Source organism: Myxococcus sp. CA005 (assembly GCF_006518205.1).
Taxonomy (GTDB): domain Bacteria; phylum Myxococcota; class Myxococcia; order Myxococcales; family Myxococcaceae; genus Myxococcus; species Myxococcus xanthus.
In genome coordinates this window covers 108,364-124,087 of sequence record NZ_SRLV01000003.1, presented here as the reverse complement: position 1 = coordinate 124,087, position 15,724 = coordinate 108,364, and the positions used below count along the sequence as shown (strand labels likewise).

At 70.1% G+C, this 15,724-nt stretch carries 11 protein-coding genes; 7 read left to right on the top strand and 4 right to left on the bottom strand.

All coding sequences use genetic code 11. The annotated features are described in order from the left end of the window. Positions 1 to 40 precede the first annotated feature (40 nt). The 3 genes from FMQ63_RS02380 (at position 41) to FMQ63_RS02370 (ending at position 3,088) form a co-directional block, all read left to right on the top strand. Positions 41 to 964 carry a GIY-YIG nuclease family protein gene (locus tag FMQ63_RS02380; protein WP_171452206.1) on the top strand — a complete coding sequence of 308 codons (924 nt, stop codon included), beginning with the start codon at positions 41 to 43 and terminating at the stop codon, positions 962 to 964. A 144-nt stretch (positions 965 to 1,108) separates the two neighbouring features. After that, the gene (locus tag FMQ63_RS02375; protein WP_253764453.1) at positions 1,109 to 1,936 is read left to right on the top strand and encodes an MbnP family copper-binding protein; all 828 of its coding nucleotides are present in this window, start codon (positions 1,109 to 1,111) and stop codon (positions 1,934 to 1,936) included. A 12-nt stretch (positions 1,937 to 1,948) separates the two neighbouring features. Next, positions 1,949 to 3,088 (top strand): MbnH family di-heme enzyme, encoded by a 1,140-nt coding sequence (locus FMQ63_RS02370; RefSeq protein ID WP_011551098.1) that lies wholly within the window; start codon positions 1,949 to 1,951, stop codon positions 3,086 to 3,088. A gap of 98 nt (positions 3,089 to 3,186) precedes the next feature. Here FMQ63_RS02370 and FMQ63_RS02365 read toward each other — a convergent pair whose 3' ends face one another. Beyond that, a complete protein-coding gene (locus tag FMQ63_RS02365) occupies positions 3,187 to 4,599 on the bottom strand; it encodes a chloride channel protein (RefSeq protein ID WP_011551099.1) in 1,413 nt (470 codons plus the stop codon). A gap of 35 nt (positions 4,600 to 4,634) precedes the next feature. On the opposite strand from FMQ63_RS02365, the gene FMQ63_RS02360 reads away from it, so the two are divergent. The 4 genes from FMQ63_RS02360 to FMQ63_RS02345 all read left to right on the top strand — a co-directional run bounded on the left by FMQ63_RS02360 (position 4,635) and on the right by FMQ63_RS02345 (position 9,991). Next, positions 4,635 to 7,226, top strand: coding sequence for a heavy metal translocating P-type ATPase (locus FMQ63_RS02360; RefSeq protein ID WP_011551100.1), 2,592 nt, complete (start codon positions 4,635 to 4,637; stop codon positions 7,224 to 7,226). 139 nt (positions 7,227 to 7,365) lie between these two features. Beyond that, a complete protein-coding gene (locus FMQ63_RS02355) occupies positions 7,366 to 7,779 on the top strand; it encodes a four-helix bundle copper-binding protein (protein WP_020480688.1) in 414 nt (137 codons plus the stop codon). Between the two features lie 87 nt (positions 7,780 to 7,866). Then, the gene (locus FMQ63_RS02350) at positions 7,867 to 8,958 is read left to right on the top strand and encodes an aromatic ring-hydroxylating dioxygenase subunit alpha (RefSeq protein WP_011551102.1); all 1,092 of its coding nucleotides are present in this window, start codon (positions 7,867 to 7,869) and stop codon (positions 8,956 to 8,958) included. A 151-nt stretch (positions 8,959 to 9,109) separates the two neighbouring features. Next, a complete protein-coding gene (locus FMQ63_RS02345; protein WP_026113879.1) occupies positions 9,110 to 9,991 on the top strand; it encodes a hypothetical protein in 882 nt (293 codons plus the stop codon). A gap of 60 nt (positions 9,992 to 10,051) precedes the next feature. On the opposite strand, the gene FMQ63_RS02340 is transcribed toward FMQ63_RS02345, so the two are convergent. Genes FMQ63_RS02340 through FMQ63_RS02330 form a run of 3 tightly spaced genes read right to left on the bottom strand, consistent with a single transcriptional unit; the run spans position 10,052 to position 15,649 of the window. Next, complete coding sequence (locus tag FMQ63_RS02340) at positions 10,052 to 13,201, bottom strand: efflux RND transporter permease subunit (RefSeq protein ID WP_216608529.1); 3,150 nt, start codon at positions 13,199 to 13,201, stop codon at positions 10,052 to 10,054. After that, positions 13,191 to 14,390, bottom strand: coding sequence for an efflux RND transporter periplasmic adaptor subunit (locus FMQ63_RS02335; protein ID WP_011551105.1), 1,200 nt, complete (start codon positions 14,388 to 14,390; stop codon positions 13,191 to 13,193). The genes FMQ63_RS02340 and FMQ63_RS02335 overlap by 11 nt, the downstream gene beginning before the upstream one ends. Further along, a complete protein-coding gene (locus FMQ63_RS02330) occupies positions 14,387 to 15,649 on the bottom strand; it encodes a TolC family protein (protein ID WP_011551106.1) in 1,263 nt (420 codons plus the stop codon). The genes FMQ63_RS02335 and FMQ63_RS02330 overlap by 4 nt, the downstream gene beginning before the upstream one ends. Positions 15,650 to 15,724 lie beyond the last annotated feature (75 nt).

Sequence of the window (15,724 nt, the reverse complement as noted above, 5' to 3'; positions counted from 1 at the left end):
GGCCCACGAACGGGTGAGGGCCGACGCCAAGGGACTTTTCATGCGAACCGTCGTCACCCTCCACGAATGCAAGGTCCGCGCGTCGCTCCTGCTCAAGGAGCTGGCTTCGGCGGATGCGTCGCGCGCGGCCCAGGCAGCGGAGCGGCTGCGCGTCCTGCCCGGCTTCGCGGGACTGGCCTTGGGCGAGGTGCTCGCGCGCAAGGAGACGGTGCAGCACAAGCATGCGCTGACTGTCATCGCGCGTGAGCAGGGGCACGCCACCTGGGGCGAGCTGAAGCAGGTGCGTGAGCTCGACTTCGAGCACCTGCTCGCCCCCGTGGGCGGCTCCCACCTCAACCGCTGGTTCTCCTCCTATGCGGAGGCCGCTGACTCCCTGCGGACGCAGGGCGGCTTCCTCTTTCCATTCCGCGAGCAGTTCTTCGTCTGCGAGGCCAGCCTCGTCGAGGCGCTCGGTGTCGACCCCGAGGACGCGGACTGGTCGCTCATGGGCCGCGACTGGATGGCGCCGAAGGATGGGGCCGCGCAGGCCCGGCTTGCCCAGCGGTTCGCCCTGCATTCGCCTTCCCACGCTTCAACTTCCCCAGACACGAGGTCTCCCATGTCCGCTGGCTCCCGCCGCTCCGAACTGAAACGTGCCTACCGAGAAGCACCGCCTCCCATGGGCGTGTACGCCGTGCGCTGCCTCGCCAACGGCAAGGTGCTGGTGGGCGCGAGCGCCAACGTCCAGGGCATGCTCAATCGCATCCGCTTCGAGCTGTCCACGGGCATGGACCGCCTGCCCACGCTGCTGGAGGACTGGAAGCGCTACGGGGCGGAGCAGTTCACCTTCGAGGTGCTCGACGTGCTGAAGCCTTCCGACGAGCCCGTGGTGGCGCCGGAGGAGGAGCTGAAGGTGCTGGAGGCGCTCTGGTTGGACCGGCTCAAGCCTTACGGCGACGCGGGCTACAACGTGCAAGGCGGTTGAGGTTGGCCGCCTGCTTCCTTCCATGGGGCAAGTACAGTGGCCTGTGGCAACTTGCCACGTTCACCACCCGTCGGGATTGCGTTACGCGGAGACTCCATTTCAAGGGAGTCCGCCATGGTGTCCGCTCATCGTCGTGCCGTCCGTATGCTTCCCTTCGCGCTGCTGGGCGTCCTGGGCTGTGGCGATGGCATGGAAGTCGCCATCCCCTTCGAGGCCCGGGTGGGCAGCGAGCCCTTCGCATGTGGCCGCATCTACACCGGGGTGGGGACGACCGGGACGACGTATGAGCCCATGGACCTGCGCGTGTACCTGCACGACGTCCGGCTCGTCACGGCCGACGGCATCGAGGTGCCACTGAAGCTCGAGCAGGACGGGCGGTGGCAGACACGAGGCACGGCGCTGCTCGACTTCGCGGACAAGGCGGGCCTGTGCACCAACGGCACGCAGGCGACGAACCTGCGAATCACCGGCACGGCGCCCGAGGGCACCTACACCGGCCTGCGCTTCAAGCTGGGCGTGCCGGAGACGCAGAACCACCTCGACGTGTCCACGGCGCCCTCGCCGCTGAACGACACGAGCCTCTACTGGGGCTGGCGCTCGGGCTATCTCTTCACGCGCATCGAAGGCCGGACGAAGGGACTTCCCGAAGGGCACGTCATGCACCTGGGGAGCACGGACTGTGCACCGCCGCCGGAGGGCCAGACGAACGGCACCGCGGGATGTACGTTCGGCAACCGTCCGGAGGTGGCCCTGGACTCGTTCGACCTGGCGTCTGGCAAGGTGGTGCTGGATTTGGGGGCGCTCTTCTCAGGCTCGAACCTGGACGAGAACGCGGAGGTGCCCAACACCTCCGTGGGGTGCATGTCGCAGCAGGCGGACCCGGACTGCGCGCCCGTGTTCAGCCGGATGGGGCTGACGCACCGGAGCCAGGAGCTGGCACCGGGGCCTCAGGCGTTCATCAAGGCGGAGTAGGAGGGGGACGTCATGGCGTGGCGCGTGGGAAGAAGAGCAGGGGTACTGGCGGTGCTGGCCTGGCTGGGCGCGGGTTGTGGCGGCAAGGACGGCGAGGCGGAGCGCTACGTGTGGAAGCTGCCCACGGGGTTTCCCACGCCGCGAGTGCCCGCGGACAATCCGATGACGGAGGAGAAGGTGCAGTTGGGCCGGAGGCTCTTCTTCGACGTGCGCCTGTCACGGAACGAGACGCAGTCCTGCGCGTCCTGCCATGACCCGGCGCGGGCCTTCACCGAGCCCCTGATGACGTCGCAGGGCAGCACGGGCGAGACGCACCGCCGCAACTCCCAGGGGCTGGCCAACGTCGCCTATGCCACGAGTCTCACCTGGGCGAATCCCTCGCTCACGACGCTGGAGGCGCAGGCGTTGGTGCCCTTGTTCGGCAAGGAGCCGGTGGAGTTGGGCTTCGGTGACAGGGAAGAGGAGTTGCTCGGCCGACTGCGCGCGGTCCCGGAACTGGAGGCGGAGTTCCAGCGCGCGTTTCCGGAGGCCGTGGAGCCCGTGTCCGTGGCCACGCTGACGCGGGCGCTGGCGTCGTTCCAGCGCACCCTCATCTCCGGCAACTCCGCGTATGACCGCTATGTGTATGGCAATGACGTGGAGGCCATGACGCGGCAGCAGAAGCGGGGCATGGAGTTGTTCTTCTCGGAGCGGCTGGAGTGTGACCATTGCCACTCCGGCTTCAACTTCCAGGACGCCACGGTGCACGAGACGACGTCCGAGCCCATCTTCCCCTACCACAACACGGGCCTGTACAACGTGGACGGGCAGGGGGCGTATCCGGCGAAGGACCCGGGCCTCATCGAGCTGACGGGCCGTCCCGAGGACATGGGCCGCTTCCGCGCGCCGTCCCTGCGCAACGTGGCCGTCACCGGGCCGTACATGCATGACGGCAGTCTGGCCACGCTGTCGGACGTGCTGGACCACTACGCCGCGGGAGGACACGCGCGGCGGGTGCGCGGCGGCGAGGCCAGTCCGCTGCAAAGTGGCTTCGTGAGAGGCTTCACGTTGACCGCGGAGGAGAAGGAAGACGTCTTGGCGTTCCTCGAGTCGCTCACCGACACGGAGTTCCTGACGGACCCGCGCTTCTCGGACCCGTCCAGCGTGCCGTGAGGACCGCTGTGCTCACTGCGGGGGGCGCCAGCGTGGTGGAGGCCACCATGCCGCCGCGGTAGTGCTCCAGGACGTCTTCCAGGGGCGCGAGCCGTCCGTCATGAACGCGTTGAACACGCACTCGCGACGGGCTCCGCCTCCACGGCCTGTTCGCGGCGCTGCTCGTTGTAGACGGACAGCCGCAGCGTCAGCACGTAGGTGACGCAGCAGGCGAGGACGGCGGGCGGGCCATACGCGGAGCCGAACACCTCCAGCACCAGGGCAATGGCCGCCAGTGGAACGCCCACCACCGCCACCAGCGCGGAGGCGATGCCCACCACCACGAACACCGTCACATCCGCCGGCCCCGTGCCCGTTACCGACGCGAGCATCTGCGCCGTGGCCGCGCCCGACACGCCGCCCAGCACCATGCTGGGGATGAGCATGCCCGCCGAGCCACCCGACTGCACCGTGAAGCCCGTGGTGAGCAGCTTCCCACCCACGATGAGCAGCAGGTACCACCACAGCGACAGCGGCCCCGGCGTATCCGCCAACAGCTGGGCGATGGTGTACTCGCCCATGCCCAGCACGTGCCGGAAGTCCATGCCCGCGCCGTAGTAGAGCCCTCCGGCCACCAGGATGGTGCACAGCGCCCCCATGGCGCCGCGCAGCACCGGGCTGACGCGCTCCACCACCTGGCGCGTGTGTTTCATGGTCAGGCCGAACAGCAGCGCGACGGGCGCGGACACCGCCACGGCCACCAGCGCGGTGAGGCCGTACTCCCCCAGCGTGTACGTGTGCGGGTGCGGCGGCGCCACGAAGATGGGCTTGAAGCCGAGGAGGCGGTTGTTGAGCGCGTACGCGATGATTCCCGCCAGCAGGCAGTACGCCAGCTTCCGGTAGACAATGCGGTTGCCGTAGACGACCTCGAGCGCGAAGAGCGCGGCGGCGAACGGCGCGTTGAGCAGCGTTCCCACCGCCGCGGCGATGCCCGCCAGTTGGCAGGTGCGCAGCGTGTGCTCGGAGCGGGCACGGGTGATGCGGGCCACGCCCGCGCCCAGGGACTCGCCCACCAGCACCACCGGACCCTCCAGCCCGCCCGACGCGCCGGTGCCCAGCGTGAGCAACGTGGCCACCGCTTTGCGCAGGGCGAGCCGGATGGCGGGCCGTGAGTAGCGAGGGCGCGGGTCGTCCGCCGGGTCCTCGTAGGTGATGTGGTAGTTGAAGAGCGCGACATTCACCCCATCCGAGGCCACGTCGCTCCAGCCGGGCCGGCGGTTGAGCAGCCCTCGCAGCAGTCCGCCCAGCAGCAGCACGCCCGCGAGCACCAGCGGCGCCCACCAGAGGCTCCGCCCCGACGCGAACGCCAGCAGCGTGTCACTGGTGGCATGGACGCCGTACCGCAGCGCCGAGCACACCCCCCAGATGAGCACCGTGCCCAGGACCACCCGGCCCACCGTGCGCAGCACCGTGTCCCACGAGTCGTGAAGAGCACTCTGCTCTTCGTCCAGGGGCTCTCGACGGCCAGCCATGGAGCGAGAGGGAATGTGCTTTGAGGTCAAGATGAATGTCCGTGGCCGGAGGAGCGATTACCTCTAGAGAAACACCCAGTAAGCGTCGGCCGGGTGCTTCGTTGGCCTGGGCGATTCGTTGGCCTGGGCGAAAGGAGCCTCGAAGCGCCATGCCCCAACACCCTTCGCACGTGCCGCATTCCCGCACGCCCCCTCCCTCTCCGGCCGGGGAGGCGCCTGCCATCGACCCCGTCTGCGGCATGAAGGTGGACCCGAACGCCCCGAAGGGCGGTCACCTGGAGCACGCCGGGCTGACCTACGCCTTCTGCAATCCCCGGTGCCGGGAGCGGTTTCGCGCGGACCCGGAGCGCTACCTCTCGCCCGCGGAGACCGCGCCGGAACCGACGCCGGCGCCGGGGACCCTGTACGTCTGCCCCATGGACCCGGAGGTCCGCCAGTCGCATCCCGGCGCCTGCCCCAAGTGCGGCATGGCGCTGGAGCCAGAGACGCTTCCCGTCCAGGAATCCCGCGTGGAGTACGTGTGCCCCATGCATCCGGAGGTGGTGAAGGACGGCCCGGGGACCTGCCCCAAGTGCGGCATGGCGCTGGAGCCGCGCACGGTGCTGGCGGAGGAGCCGCCGGACCCGGAGCTGCAATCCATGCGGCTGCGCTTCCGCGTGGGCCTGGCGCTCACTGCGCCGCTGCTCGTGCTGGCCATGTCGGACATGCTTCCCGGGCAGCCCGTGCAACGCGCGGTGTCCGCGGGCGTGCTGGCCTGGGCGCAGCTCGTGCTGGCCACGCCCGTGGTGCTCTGGGTGGGCTGGCCCTTCTTCCAGCGTGGCTGGGCGTCGGTGCGCAACCGGCACCTCAACATGTTCACCCTCATCGCGCTGGGGACGGGCGCGGCGTATCTGTTCAGCGTCTTCGCCACACTGCTGCCGCGGGCCCTGCCACAGGGACTGCGCACGGGGCACGGCGGCTCCGCGCCCCTCTATTTCGAAGCCGCCGCCGTCATCGTCACCCTGGTCGCGCTGGGACAGGTGTTGGAGCTGCGCGCCCGGCACGCGACTTCCGGTGCGCTGCGGGCGCTGCTGAGCCTCGCGCCGCCAGTGGCGCGGCGAATGGGAGAGGACGGTCACGAGGAGGATGTGCCGCTCGCGAGCGTCCAGTCTGGGGACACGCTGCGCGTGCGCCCCGGAGAGAAGGTGCCCGTGGACGGCGTGGTGCTCCAAGGGGCCAGCGCGGTGGATGAGTCCATGGTGACGGGCGAGTCGCTGCCCGTGGAGAAGGCCCCGGGCGCGCAGGTGACGGGCGGGACGGTGAATGGCACAGGCTCATTGGTGATGCGCGCCGAGCGCGTGGGCCAGGACACGTTGCTCTCCCGCATCGTCCAGCGCGTGAGTGAAGCGCAACGCACCCGCGCGCCGATTCAGCGGCTCGCCGACAAGGTGGCGGGCGTCTTCGTGCCGGTGGTCATCGCGGTGGCGGTGGTGACGGCGGGCGTGTGGGCCATCTGGGGCCCCGAGCCCCGGTTGGTGCACGCGGTGGTCAACGCGGTGGCGGTGCTCATCATTGCCTGCCCCTGTGCGCTGGGGCTGGCCACGCCCATGTCCGTCATGGTGGGCACCGGGCGCGGCGCCCAGGCGGGCGTCCTCATCCGCGACGCGGCGGCGCTGGAGCGGCTGGAAGCGGTGGACACGCTGGTGGTGGACAAGACGGGCACGCTCACCGAGGGCAAGCCGCGCCTCGTGACGGTGGTGCCCGCGCCGGGCTTCGAGGAGGCGCGGCTGCTGCGGCTGGCCGCGAGCCTGGAGCGTGGCAGTGAGCACCCGTTGGCCGCGGCCATCGTCGCGGGCGCGAAGGCGCGTGGCGTGACGCTGGCGCCCGTGGAGGACTTCCGCTCGCTCACGGGCAAGGGCGTCGTGGGCAGGGTGGAGGGCGCCTCCGTGGCCCTGGGCAACGCGGCCCTGACGGAAGCGCTCCAGGTGCATGGCGGGGAACTGACCTCCCGGGCCGAGGCGCTGCGGGCAGAAGGCGAGACGGTGGTGCTGGTGGCGGTGGAGGGGAAGGCAGCGGGGTTGCTCGGCGTCGAGGACCCGGTGAAGTCCTCCACGCCGGAGGCCCTCGCGTTGCTGCGCGAGGAAGGGCTTCGGGTGGTGATGCTCACGGGCGACAGTCAGACGACGGCGGACGCGGTGGCGCGGCGCCTGGGCATCACCGAGGTCATCGCTGGCGTGTTGCCGGAGGCGAAGGGCGACGCCGTCCGGAAGCTCCAGCAGGAGGGGCGGGTGGTGGCCATGGCGGGAGATGGCGTCAACGACGCGCCCGCGCTGGCGCAGGCGGACGTGGGCATCGCCATGGGCACCGGGACGGACATCGCGATGGAGAGCGCGGCCGTGACACTGGTGAAGGGGGACCTTCGGGCCATCGCTCGGGCACGCCGCCTGAGCCAGGGCACGCTGCGCAACATCCGGCAGAACCTCTTCTTCGCCTTCATCTACAACGCCGTGGGTGTGCCGGTGGCGGCGGGCGTGCTGTACCCTGTCTTCGGTCTGCTCCTCAGTCCCATCTTCGCCAGTGCCGCGATGAGCCTCTCGTCGGTGTCCGTCATCGGCAATGCGCTCCGGCTGCGGAAGCTGAAGCTGTAGGTCCGGTTGTGAGGGAGGCCGCCTGTACCGGGCTCCCTCCCTCGGGCCGGGGGCGGGCGGCCCGCCGAGGCCCACCCGCGCGGCGCTGGGATGCCCACCCTTGAGCTCGAACGCACCGCACCCTGGGAGGGTGGACACCATGACCCCAGCCGAAGTGATGAATGCCGACAGCGACATGCGCCAGTGCATCGAGGCCTGCCTGGCCTGTCACCGCATCTGCATGGAGACGCTGACGTATTGTCTGGGAATGGGTGGCAAGTATGCGGAGGCCAGACACCTGCGCTTGCTGATGGACTGCGCGGAAATCTGCCAGACGAGCGCGAACTTCATGCTGCGGGGCTCGGAGCTACACAGCCGCACCTGCTTCGCCTGCTCGGAAGTTTGCGGGCGCTGCGCGGAGTCCTGCGCCCAAATGGGCGAGGACGTGGTGATGAATGCCTGCGCGGACATGTGCACCCAGTGCTCGGATTTGTGCTGGAAGATGGGCGGCGGTGTCATGTCGCAGACGCCCAACCCGGAGGCCGCCCAGCGCGCCGCCGACCTTCCCGCATGAGGGGGCGCCCGGAAGAGTCCAGGCAAGCCGGAACGGCCCTGTCGCGGAGCCCTTCACTCGCCGTCGAGGCCGATTAGAGTGCGCTCCATGAGCTCTCGCGAGGAGGGGCGCACCTCCGGTACGCCCGCTGGACATATCTCCGTCGTCCACCTGCCCAACGCCTGGTTCATCCTCTGTGCTTCGAGTGAGCTGGGAGACAAGCCCCTGGCACGCACGCTCCAGGGCTCGCCCCTGGTGCTCTTCCGAGGTGAGGGCGGCAAGCCCGCGGCCCTGGTGGACCGCTGCCCGCACCGCAACGTGCCGCTGTCGCTGGGCCGGGTGAAGGAAGGCCAGCTCCAGTGCGGCTACCACGGCTGGCGTTTCGACGGCGCGGGGCAGTGCCGCGCCATCCCTGGCTTCCTGGGCGAGCCCGGCGCGCGTGCTCGCTGTGCCACGGCGCATGCCACGCGTGAGCAGGATGGCTTCGTCTGGGTCTACTCCACGCCGGGCGTCGAGCCCACCACGGAGCCCTACCGCTTCCCGCTTCTGGAGGCGCGCGAATACACCACCGTGCGCCGCACGCTTCGGGCCCCCGGCTCGCTGCACTCCACGCTGGAGAACACGCTGGACGTGCCCCACACCGCGTACCTCCATGGCGGGCTGTTCCGCACCGAGGAGAAGCGGAACGAAATCGACGTGGTGGTGCGCCGGAGCGCGGACAAGGTGGAGGCCGAGTACATCGGCGAGCCGCGTCCCAGCGGGCTCGTGGGCCGGCTGCTCGCGCCGGGTGGCGGGGTGGTACAGCACTTCGATCGCTTCCTGATGCCCTCCATCGCCCAGGTGGAGTACCGCATTGGTGACACCAGCCACATCATGGTGACCTCCGCGATGACGCCCGTGTCGGACTGGGACACGCTGGTGTACGCGGTGGTGACGTTCCGTCTGCCATTGCCCCGCTGGTTGGTGCGCGCGGCGCTCCCGCTCCTCATGCCCGTGGCGCTCCACATCTTCGGGCAGGACGCGCGCATCCTCCGGCAGCAGACGGAGACCATCCGCCGCTTCGGCACGGAGGCCTATGCCTCCACGGAAATCGACGTGCTCGGTCCCGGCATCCTCCGCCTGCTGCGCGCCGCCGAGCGCGAGAAGCCTGGCGCCGTGGGGGACGCGGTGCATGAAACACGACTGAAGATGCGGACCTGAGAGCCATTGCGACGCGGCGTGTCGTGAGACACGGTGGAGACACTGGGTCTCACGATACCTGGGGCCGCTCCATGTATCTGAATGGAGCCCTGGGCTGAAACACTTGCCTGCTGTTAGCGTGGCGCCCCCTCGCAATTCCCCCGGAGTCCCCATGCGGTTTCCCGTTCGCGCGGCGCTGGCAGGCGCGGCGCTGCTGTTCGCGCCCCAGGCGTTGGCCACCAACTACACCCTGTGGATTCACGGGAAGAACTCCGGAGGCACGAAGCAGGGCAACTACGCCGACTTCTCCGCCTGGGGGCCCGCGTCCACGGCGGCCGGGGTGAACAAGAAGGCCGTCAACTGGGACGGGCGGCAGCGGATTGGCGGGCAGAATGCGTACATCCGGGATGCGCTCGACTGCTACTGCACCGGAGACAACTGGTGTTACATCGCGGTGCACAGCGCGGGGAACCTCCAGATTGGTTACGCGCTGGCGCTGTATGGCGGCTCGGCGCGCTACAAGAAGAACGCGATACCGAATTCCAGCGGTGTGTGTGGCAACACCGATGGGAAGACGCAGACGGGCTGGAACATCAAGTGGGTGAACGTGGCATCGGGTGCCGCTGGAGGTAGCGAGCTGGCGGACATGGGGGAGTGGGCGGTGAAGGACCCCATCGTCAGCGACCTTGTGACGACCACCGCGCGCGCCATGTACAACCACAACACCACGCGCGGCATCCGCTTCAACATGTTCGCGGGCGCCAAGGGGACGGTGTACTCGGGGCTCCTCCCGGGGCAGGACGACGACGCGGTGTCGTACCACTCCACGGGCGGCGTGTCGGGCAGCGCGGGCGGGGCCTACTGCAACCCGTCCGACTGGTTCTGCAACGACCTGACCACTGGCACCACCGCCTGTGAGGGGGGCCGTGCCAAGTGGACCAACCACTTCGTGAAGTTCCGCGACGACGGCGAATCCCACGGCCATGGCGCCAACGGGAAGTGGGAAGGCATCGTCGGCAAGGTGCGCGCCGACATGGTCACCAACGCGAAGTAGCCGCAGGTTCGCCGCCGCCCTGCGAGGACAGGGCGGCGGTTCCCCAGGCGGTGCGTCGTCTCAGGGCTCCACGGACGTCTGGGCCCGAGCAGCCTTCCGGGCGGCCAGCCGCTGTGTCACCCGCTCCTGCCACCCGTGCACGAAGGCATAGAAGGTGGGCAGCACCAGCAGGGTGAACAGCGTGGAGGTGACGAGCCCGCCCACCATGACGACGGCCAGGGGGCGCTCCACTTCCGTGCCGTGCAGTGGCAGGACCAGCAGCGGCAGCAGGCCCAGGATGGCGGTGCCAGCCGTCATCAGCTTGGGGCGGACGCGGCCGATGCTCGCCTCTCGAATGGCCTCATCGAAGGGCTTTCCGTGCTGCATGAGCAGCTTCGTCTGCGCCACCAGCACCAGGCCATTCTGGACGGCAATGCCAAACAGGCCGATGAGGCCCACCAGGCTGGACACGTTCCATGTCTCCCCGGCGATGAGCAGCGCCAGGATGCCTCCGACGAAGGCGTCTGGAAGGGTGGCGATGATGACCAGCGACTCCGCCAGCGAGCCCAGCGCCAGGTAGAGGAGGATGAACACCGCGAGCAGGGCCACCGCGATGGCGACCGTCATCGCCTGCGCGGCGCGCTGCTGGCTCTCCACCCGGCCGCCCATGTCCAGGAAGTAACCGGTCGGCAGCTTCAGCTCCGACGCCAGCCGCTCGCGCACCTCGGCCGCTGTGCTGCCCAAATCCCGGCCCGCGACGCTGGCCTCCACCGCGATGCGCCGGCTGCCCGCCTCGCGGCGGATGCTGCCCGCGCCGAATGTCTCCTCGATGGTGGCCAGTTGGCTCAACGGGATGCGCGTGCCGTCATGCCCGTCCACCAGCAGACCCCGGATGGCGGTGGCGTCGCCCCGGCGGTGGTCCGCCAGCCGCAGCAGCAAGTCATAGCGGCGCTGGCCCTTCCACACCTGGGCGAACTCCTGGCCCACCATCCCCACCTTCACGGCGTGGATGACGTCCCCGGGTGTCAGGCCCACGCGCGCCACTGCGGCGCGGTTCACGGTGATGCGGAGCTGGGGAAGGCCGGTCAGCTTCTCCGCCCGCAAGTCCTCCACGCCCTTCACCTTCGCCATGATGGCCTGCGCCCGCTCGGCCAGTCCGGCCAGCGTCTCCAGCTCCGGCCCGAAGATGCGAACGGAGATGTCCGCGGGGCTGCCGCCGAGCCCTTCATCGATGCGCATGCCCAAGGGCGTGGTGAACAGCGTCGACACGCCAGGGACCTGTCCCACCGCCTCGCGCATCGCGGCTTCCAGCTCCTCCATCGAACGTCCCCGCTCCGGCTTGAGGATGACGAGCACGTCCGACAGCGTGTGCGGCATCGGGTCCTCCGTGCGTTCCGCGCGGCCCGTGCGGCGCACCACGTCCTCCACCTCCGGGAACTTCAACAGCGCGTCCTCCACCAGGTGGTTGAGCCGGTCCACCTCCTCCAGCGAGGCCTCCGGCGGCAGCACCGTCTGGAGCAGCAGCGCGCCTTCATCCAGCTTGGGCATGAAGTCGCTGCCCACCACGAAGGCCAGTGACAGGGCGGGCACGGTGACGGCCAGGGCCACCAGTCGCACGAGGCCCGCGTGGCGCATGCACGCCTCCAGCATGGGCGCGTAGACGTGCTTGATTTTGCGGATGAGCCACACGTCCTCGGGCTGTCCTTCGCGGGGCGCGCGGAGGAAGAGCCCGGACGCCACCGGCACCAGCGTCAGCGCCAGCCCCAACGACGCCGTCAGGCAGGCCACCACGGCCGCGGCGAGCGGTTGGTACATGCGCCCCTCGATGCCCGTCATGGCGAACAGGGGGATGAACACGGAGACGACGATGAGCGTGGCGAAGGCGATGGGCCGGGCCATCTCCATGGACGCCGCCAGCGCCACGTCGCGCCGCGAAGCCTTGCCCTTCGCTTCACGCAGGCGGTGGACGATGTTCTCCGTGACGATGATGGCCGCGTCCACCAGCAGGCCCACGGCGATGGCCAGTCCTCCCAGCGTCATCGTGTTGATGCCGATGCCGGCGAACTTCAGCAGCACACCCGCCAGCGCCAGGGACAAGGGCAGGGTGAGCGTGACGATGAGCGCCGCGCGCCAGTCTCCCAGGAGCAGGAAGAGCACGAGCACCACCAGCACCGCGCCCAGCAGAATGGCCCGGCTGACGCCGCCCAGCGCGGAGTCCACCAGCACCGACTGGTCATACACGATGCGAAGCTGCACACCGGGCGGCAGGCCCTGTTTCAGCTCCTGGATGGCGACGCGGATGCCCGCCGTCACCTGCTGTGTGTCCGCGCCGAACTGCTTGATGACACGGCAGCTCACCACCTCGCCCTTCAGCCGGTGGGCGATGCCCCGGCGTACGGCGGGGGCCTCGCGGATGTCGGCCACGTCACCCAGCAGCACGGGCGTGCTGTCGCGCACGGCGACCACGGTGTCGCGCAGGTCCTCCACGGACTCCGCGCGCCCCACCGCGCGCACCGTCCACTCCATGGGGCCCTGCACCACGAAGCCGCCCGAGGCGTTCAGGTTCGCGCCCTCCAGCGCGTGCTCCACCTGGTTCAGGGTGATGCCGCGCGCCACCATCTGGTCCGGGTCGAGCTGCACCTGGAACTGGCGCAGGTAGCCACCCAGGCGCTCCACACCGGCGACACCGGGCACGGCGAGCAGCCGGTTCTTCACCTCGAACTCGGCCAAATCCCGCAGCGTCATCAGCTCCGCCGCGCCGGGCTCCGCTTCCAGGGTGAACTCGAACACCTCGTTGAGCCGCCCGGTGAGGCTGGAGACCAGCGGCGCGTCCGTGCCGGGTGGGAGCTCGCTCTGCGCCTGGGCCACGCGCTCGACGACGTACTGCCGGCTGCGGAAGTAGTCGGCGTCTGGCTCGAACTCCACCGTGAGCTGGGTGACGCCCAACTGCGAGGTGGAGCGGATGCGGCGCACCTCGGGCAGGCCCGCGAGTGCCACCTCCATGGGGATGGCCACGGCCGTCTCCAGCTCCTGCGCGCCCATCGCCGGGTTCTGCACGATGACGTTGAAGATGGGCGCGGACAGGTCCGGGAACACGTCGCGCGTCAGCCCCTTGAGCGCCACCGCGCCGAAGGCGGAGAGCGCCAGGGCCAGCACCACGGTGAGACCAGGCCGGGCGAAGGAGGACCGCAGGATGCGGTTCATCCAGGAGTCGGGGGCCTCAGTGCGCATGGCCGTCACTCCCTCCGCCGCTCAACTTCTCCGCCTCCGCCTTGAGCAGGAACGCGCCTTCCACCACCACCTGCTCGCCAGGCTTCAGTCCGGTGAGGACCTCCACGTCGCCGCCCAGGGTGCGGCCCCGGCCCACCTCGCGTCGCTCGAAGACGCCGCGCGTGTCAGTGGGCAGGAAGGCCACCCAGCCACCTTCCAGCCGCTGGAGCGCCGCCGCGGGCACGGCGGTGATGGGCGCTCCCGGGTCCCCCAACGGGATGTAGGCCGACGCGGACATGCCGGGCCGAAGTTGGCCGTCGGCGTTGTCCAGCTCCAGCCTCACGGGGATGGTGCGTGAAGTCGCGTCCACGCGCTGCCCCACGTGGCCCACCTTCGCCATGAACTCCTGGCCCGGAAAGGCCGCGAAGGTGATGCGGGCCTGCGTGCCACGCTGGATGCGCACGGCGTCACGCTCGAAGGCGTGCACCACCAGCCACAGCGAGGACACGTCACCAATGCAGAACAGCGGCAGGTTGGGGTCCGCCATCTGCCCCATCCTCGCGGTGCGTTCGACGACGGTGCCGGACAGGGGGGCGCGCAGGACGAAGCCCGGGGGGACGTTGCCACCGCGCAGCTCTTCTTCGCTCACGCCCAGGGCCACCAGCTCCGCGCGCGCGGCGGCGACCGAGGCCTCGGCGGCGGCGGCCTCTGCTTCGGCGGCTTGCACGTCCTTGCTCGCGATGATGCGCTCGTCAGCGAGCGTGCGCTTGCGCTCGGCGGCCTGACGCGCGGCCTGGGCCTGGGCCTGGGCCGCTTGCAGCGCCGCGCGCGCCTTGCCCAGCTCGGGGCTGCGCAGGTCCGCGAGCTTTTCGCCCTGCTTCACCGCCTGACCGGTGGTGACGAAGACGGCGCTCACGCGGGCGGCGATGGGGGAGGCCACCTCCGCGTAGGCGTCCTCGCTGAAGGTGAGCTCTCCTAGGACGGTGACATTCTCACCGCCCGGTCGCACGCCCACGGGCGCGGTGGTGATGCGCAAGTCTCTCAACATCTCCGACGCGATGCGGACGTGGGGCTCGCCATGGTCGTCGTGGTGGGCACCTGCCTGGGCGGGGGGCTCGTCATGTCCGTGCGCTTGCGCGTCGTGCGGCGTCTCGCGCTTGCAGGCGGTGAGCAGGAGGAGGGCGGCCACTGCGGCGTGGAGGGGCTTCATGGAAGGGCTCCGGTCTCCACGGCCAGTTGGACGCGGGAGAGGGCTGCCTGAAGGAGGCTGTCGAGGTAGGCGGCACGCGCTTCCAGCGTGTCGCGGCGAACGAGGAGGAACTCGGCGAGGCCCATCTCTCCGGCTTCGTAGGAGCGGCGAGCGAGACTTTCGTTGTCACTGAGCAGCGGCAGGGCGTCGGCTTCCAGCAGCGTCACGGCTTCCAGCCGCTTGCGGTGCTGCACGCGCGCGGCCTCCACCTGGACGTCCACTTCCAACCGGGCCGCCGCCAGCAGGGATTGGAGCCGGCGCACGCGGGCCTCGCCCGTCACCCGGGCGTTGTCTCCCCGGTCGAAGAGCGGCAGCGGCACGCTCAGGGCGCCGAGGTAGGCGATTTCATCAATCTCTCGCTGGTACAGAAACCCCGCGGTGATGTCTGGCCAGACGCTCGCCCGGCCCATGCGGCGGTCGGCATCCGCCTGGGCGAGCTCCGCTTCCAACGCGGCGATATCGGGCCGCGCCGCCACGGTGTCTGTCTTCGCCTCCGTGACAGGCTGGAGCGCGAGCACTCGCAGCTCACCGCGGATGGCCAACGGATGTGTGAGCGGAAGGCCCAACATCGCGCGCAACTGGTGGAGTTGGACGGCCTCGTCCCCCTCCGCGGTGGCCACCTCCGCGCGCATGCGGGCCAGGGACACGCGCGCCACGTTGACGTCCACCACGGGCACATCACCGGCCTCGAAGCGCCGCTGGGCGGAGTTCGCGGTCTCCCGGGCGGCGGCCTCGGCTTCTCGCGCGAGGCTCAGCCGCTCCCGCGCATGCAGCGCCTGGAGGAAGCGCGCGGCGACGTCACCCAGCACCCGGCGCTCGGCGTCGCGCTGGTGGGCCGTCGCCATCTCCAGACCGGCGCGCGCGGATTCCCGGCGGGCGCCGCGCTTTCCACCCAGCTCGAAGGACTGGCTGATGCCCACGCTCAAGTCCAACCCACGCACGGCGGGGTTTCCCGGCGAGCCAGGGGCACTGCGCGGGCCCGCCTGGAGCTCGAAGGTGGGGTTGTCGTTCAGCAGCGACCTGGCGGCCGCCACGGGGCCCTGGGCCTCGGCGGCGCGGCCCGCGGCATCCAGCAGCGCGGGTGCACGCTGGCGGGCCAGGACCAGGGTTTCTTCAAGGGACAGCGCGGCATCGGCGGAGCCCGGCTGGGCCGCGGCGACACGCGGAAATAGGAGTGTGGCGGCGAGCCCGAAGGCTGCCACCGTGAGTGGATGGGGCACGGCGATGACCTCGCGAAAAGGAGGCGTGCGTCAGGTGGAGCGTGCCCCGCGATGACACACGGGCACACCCGTCCT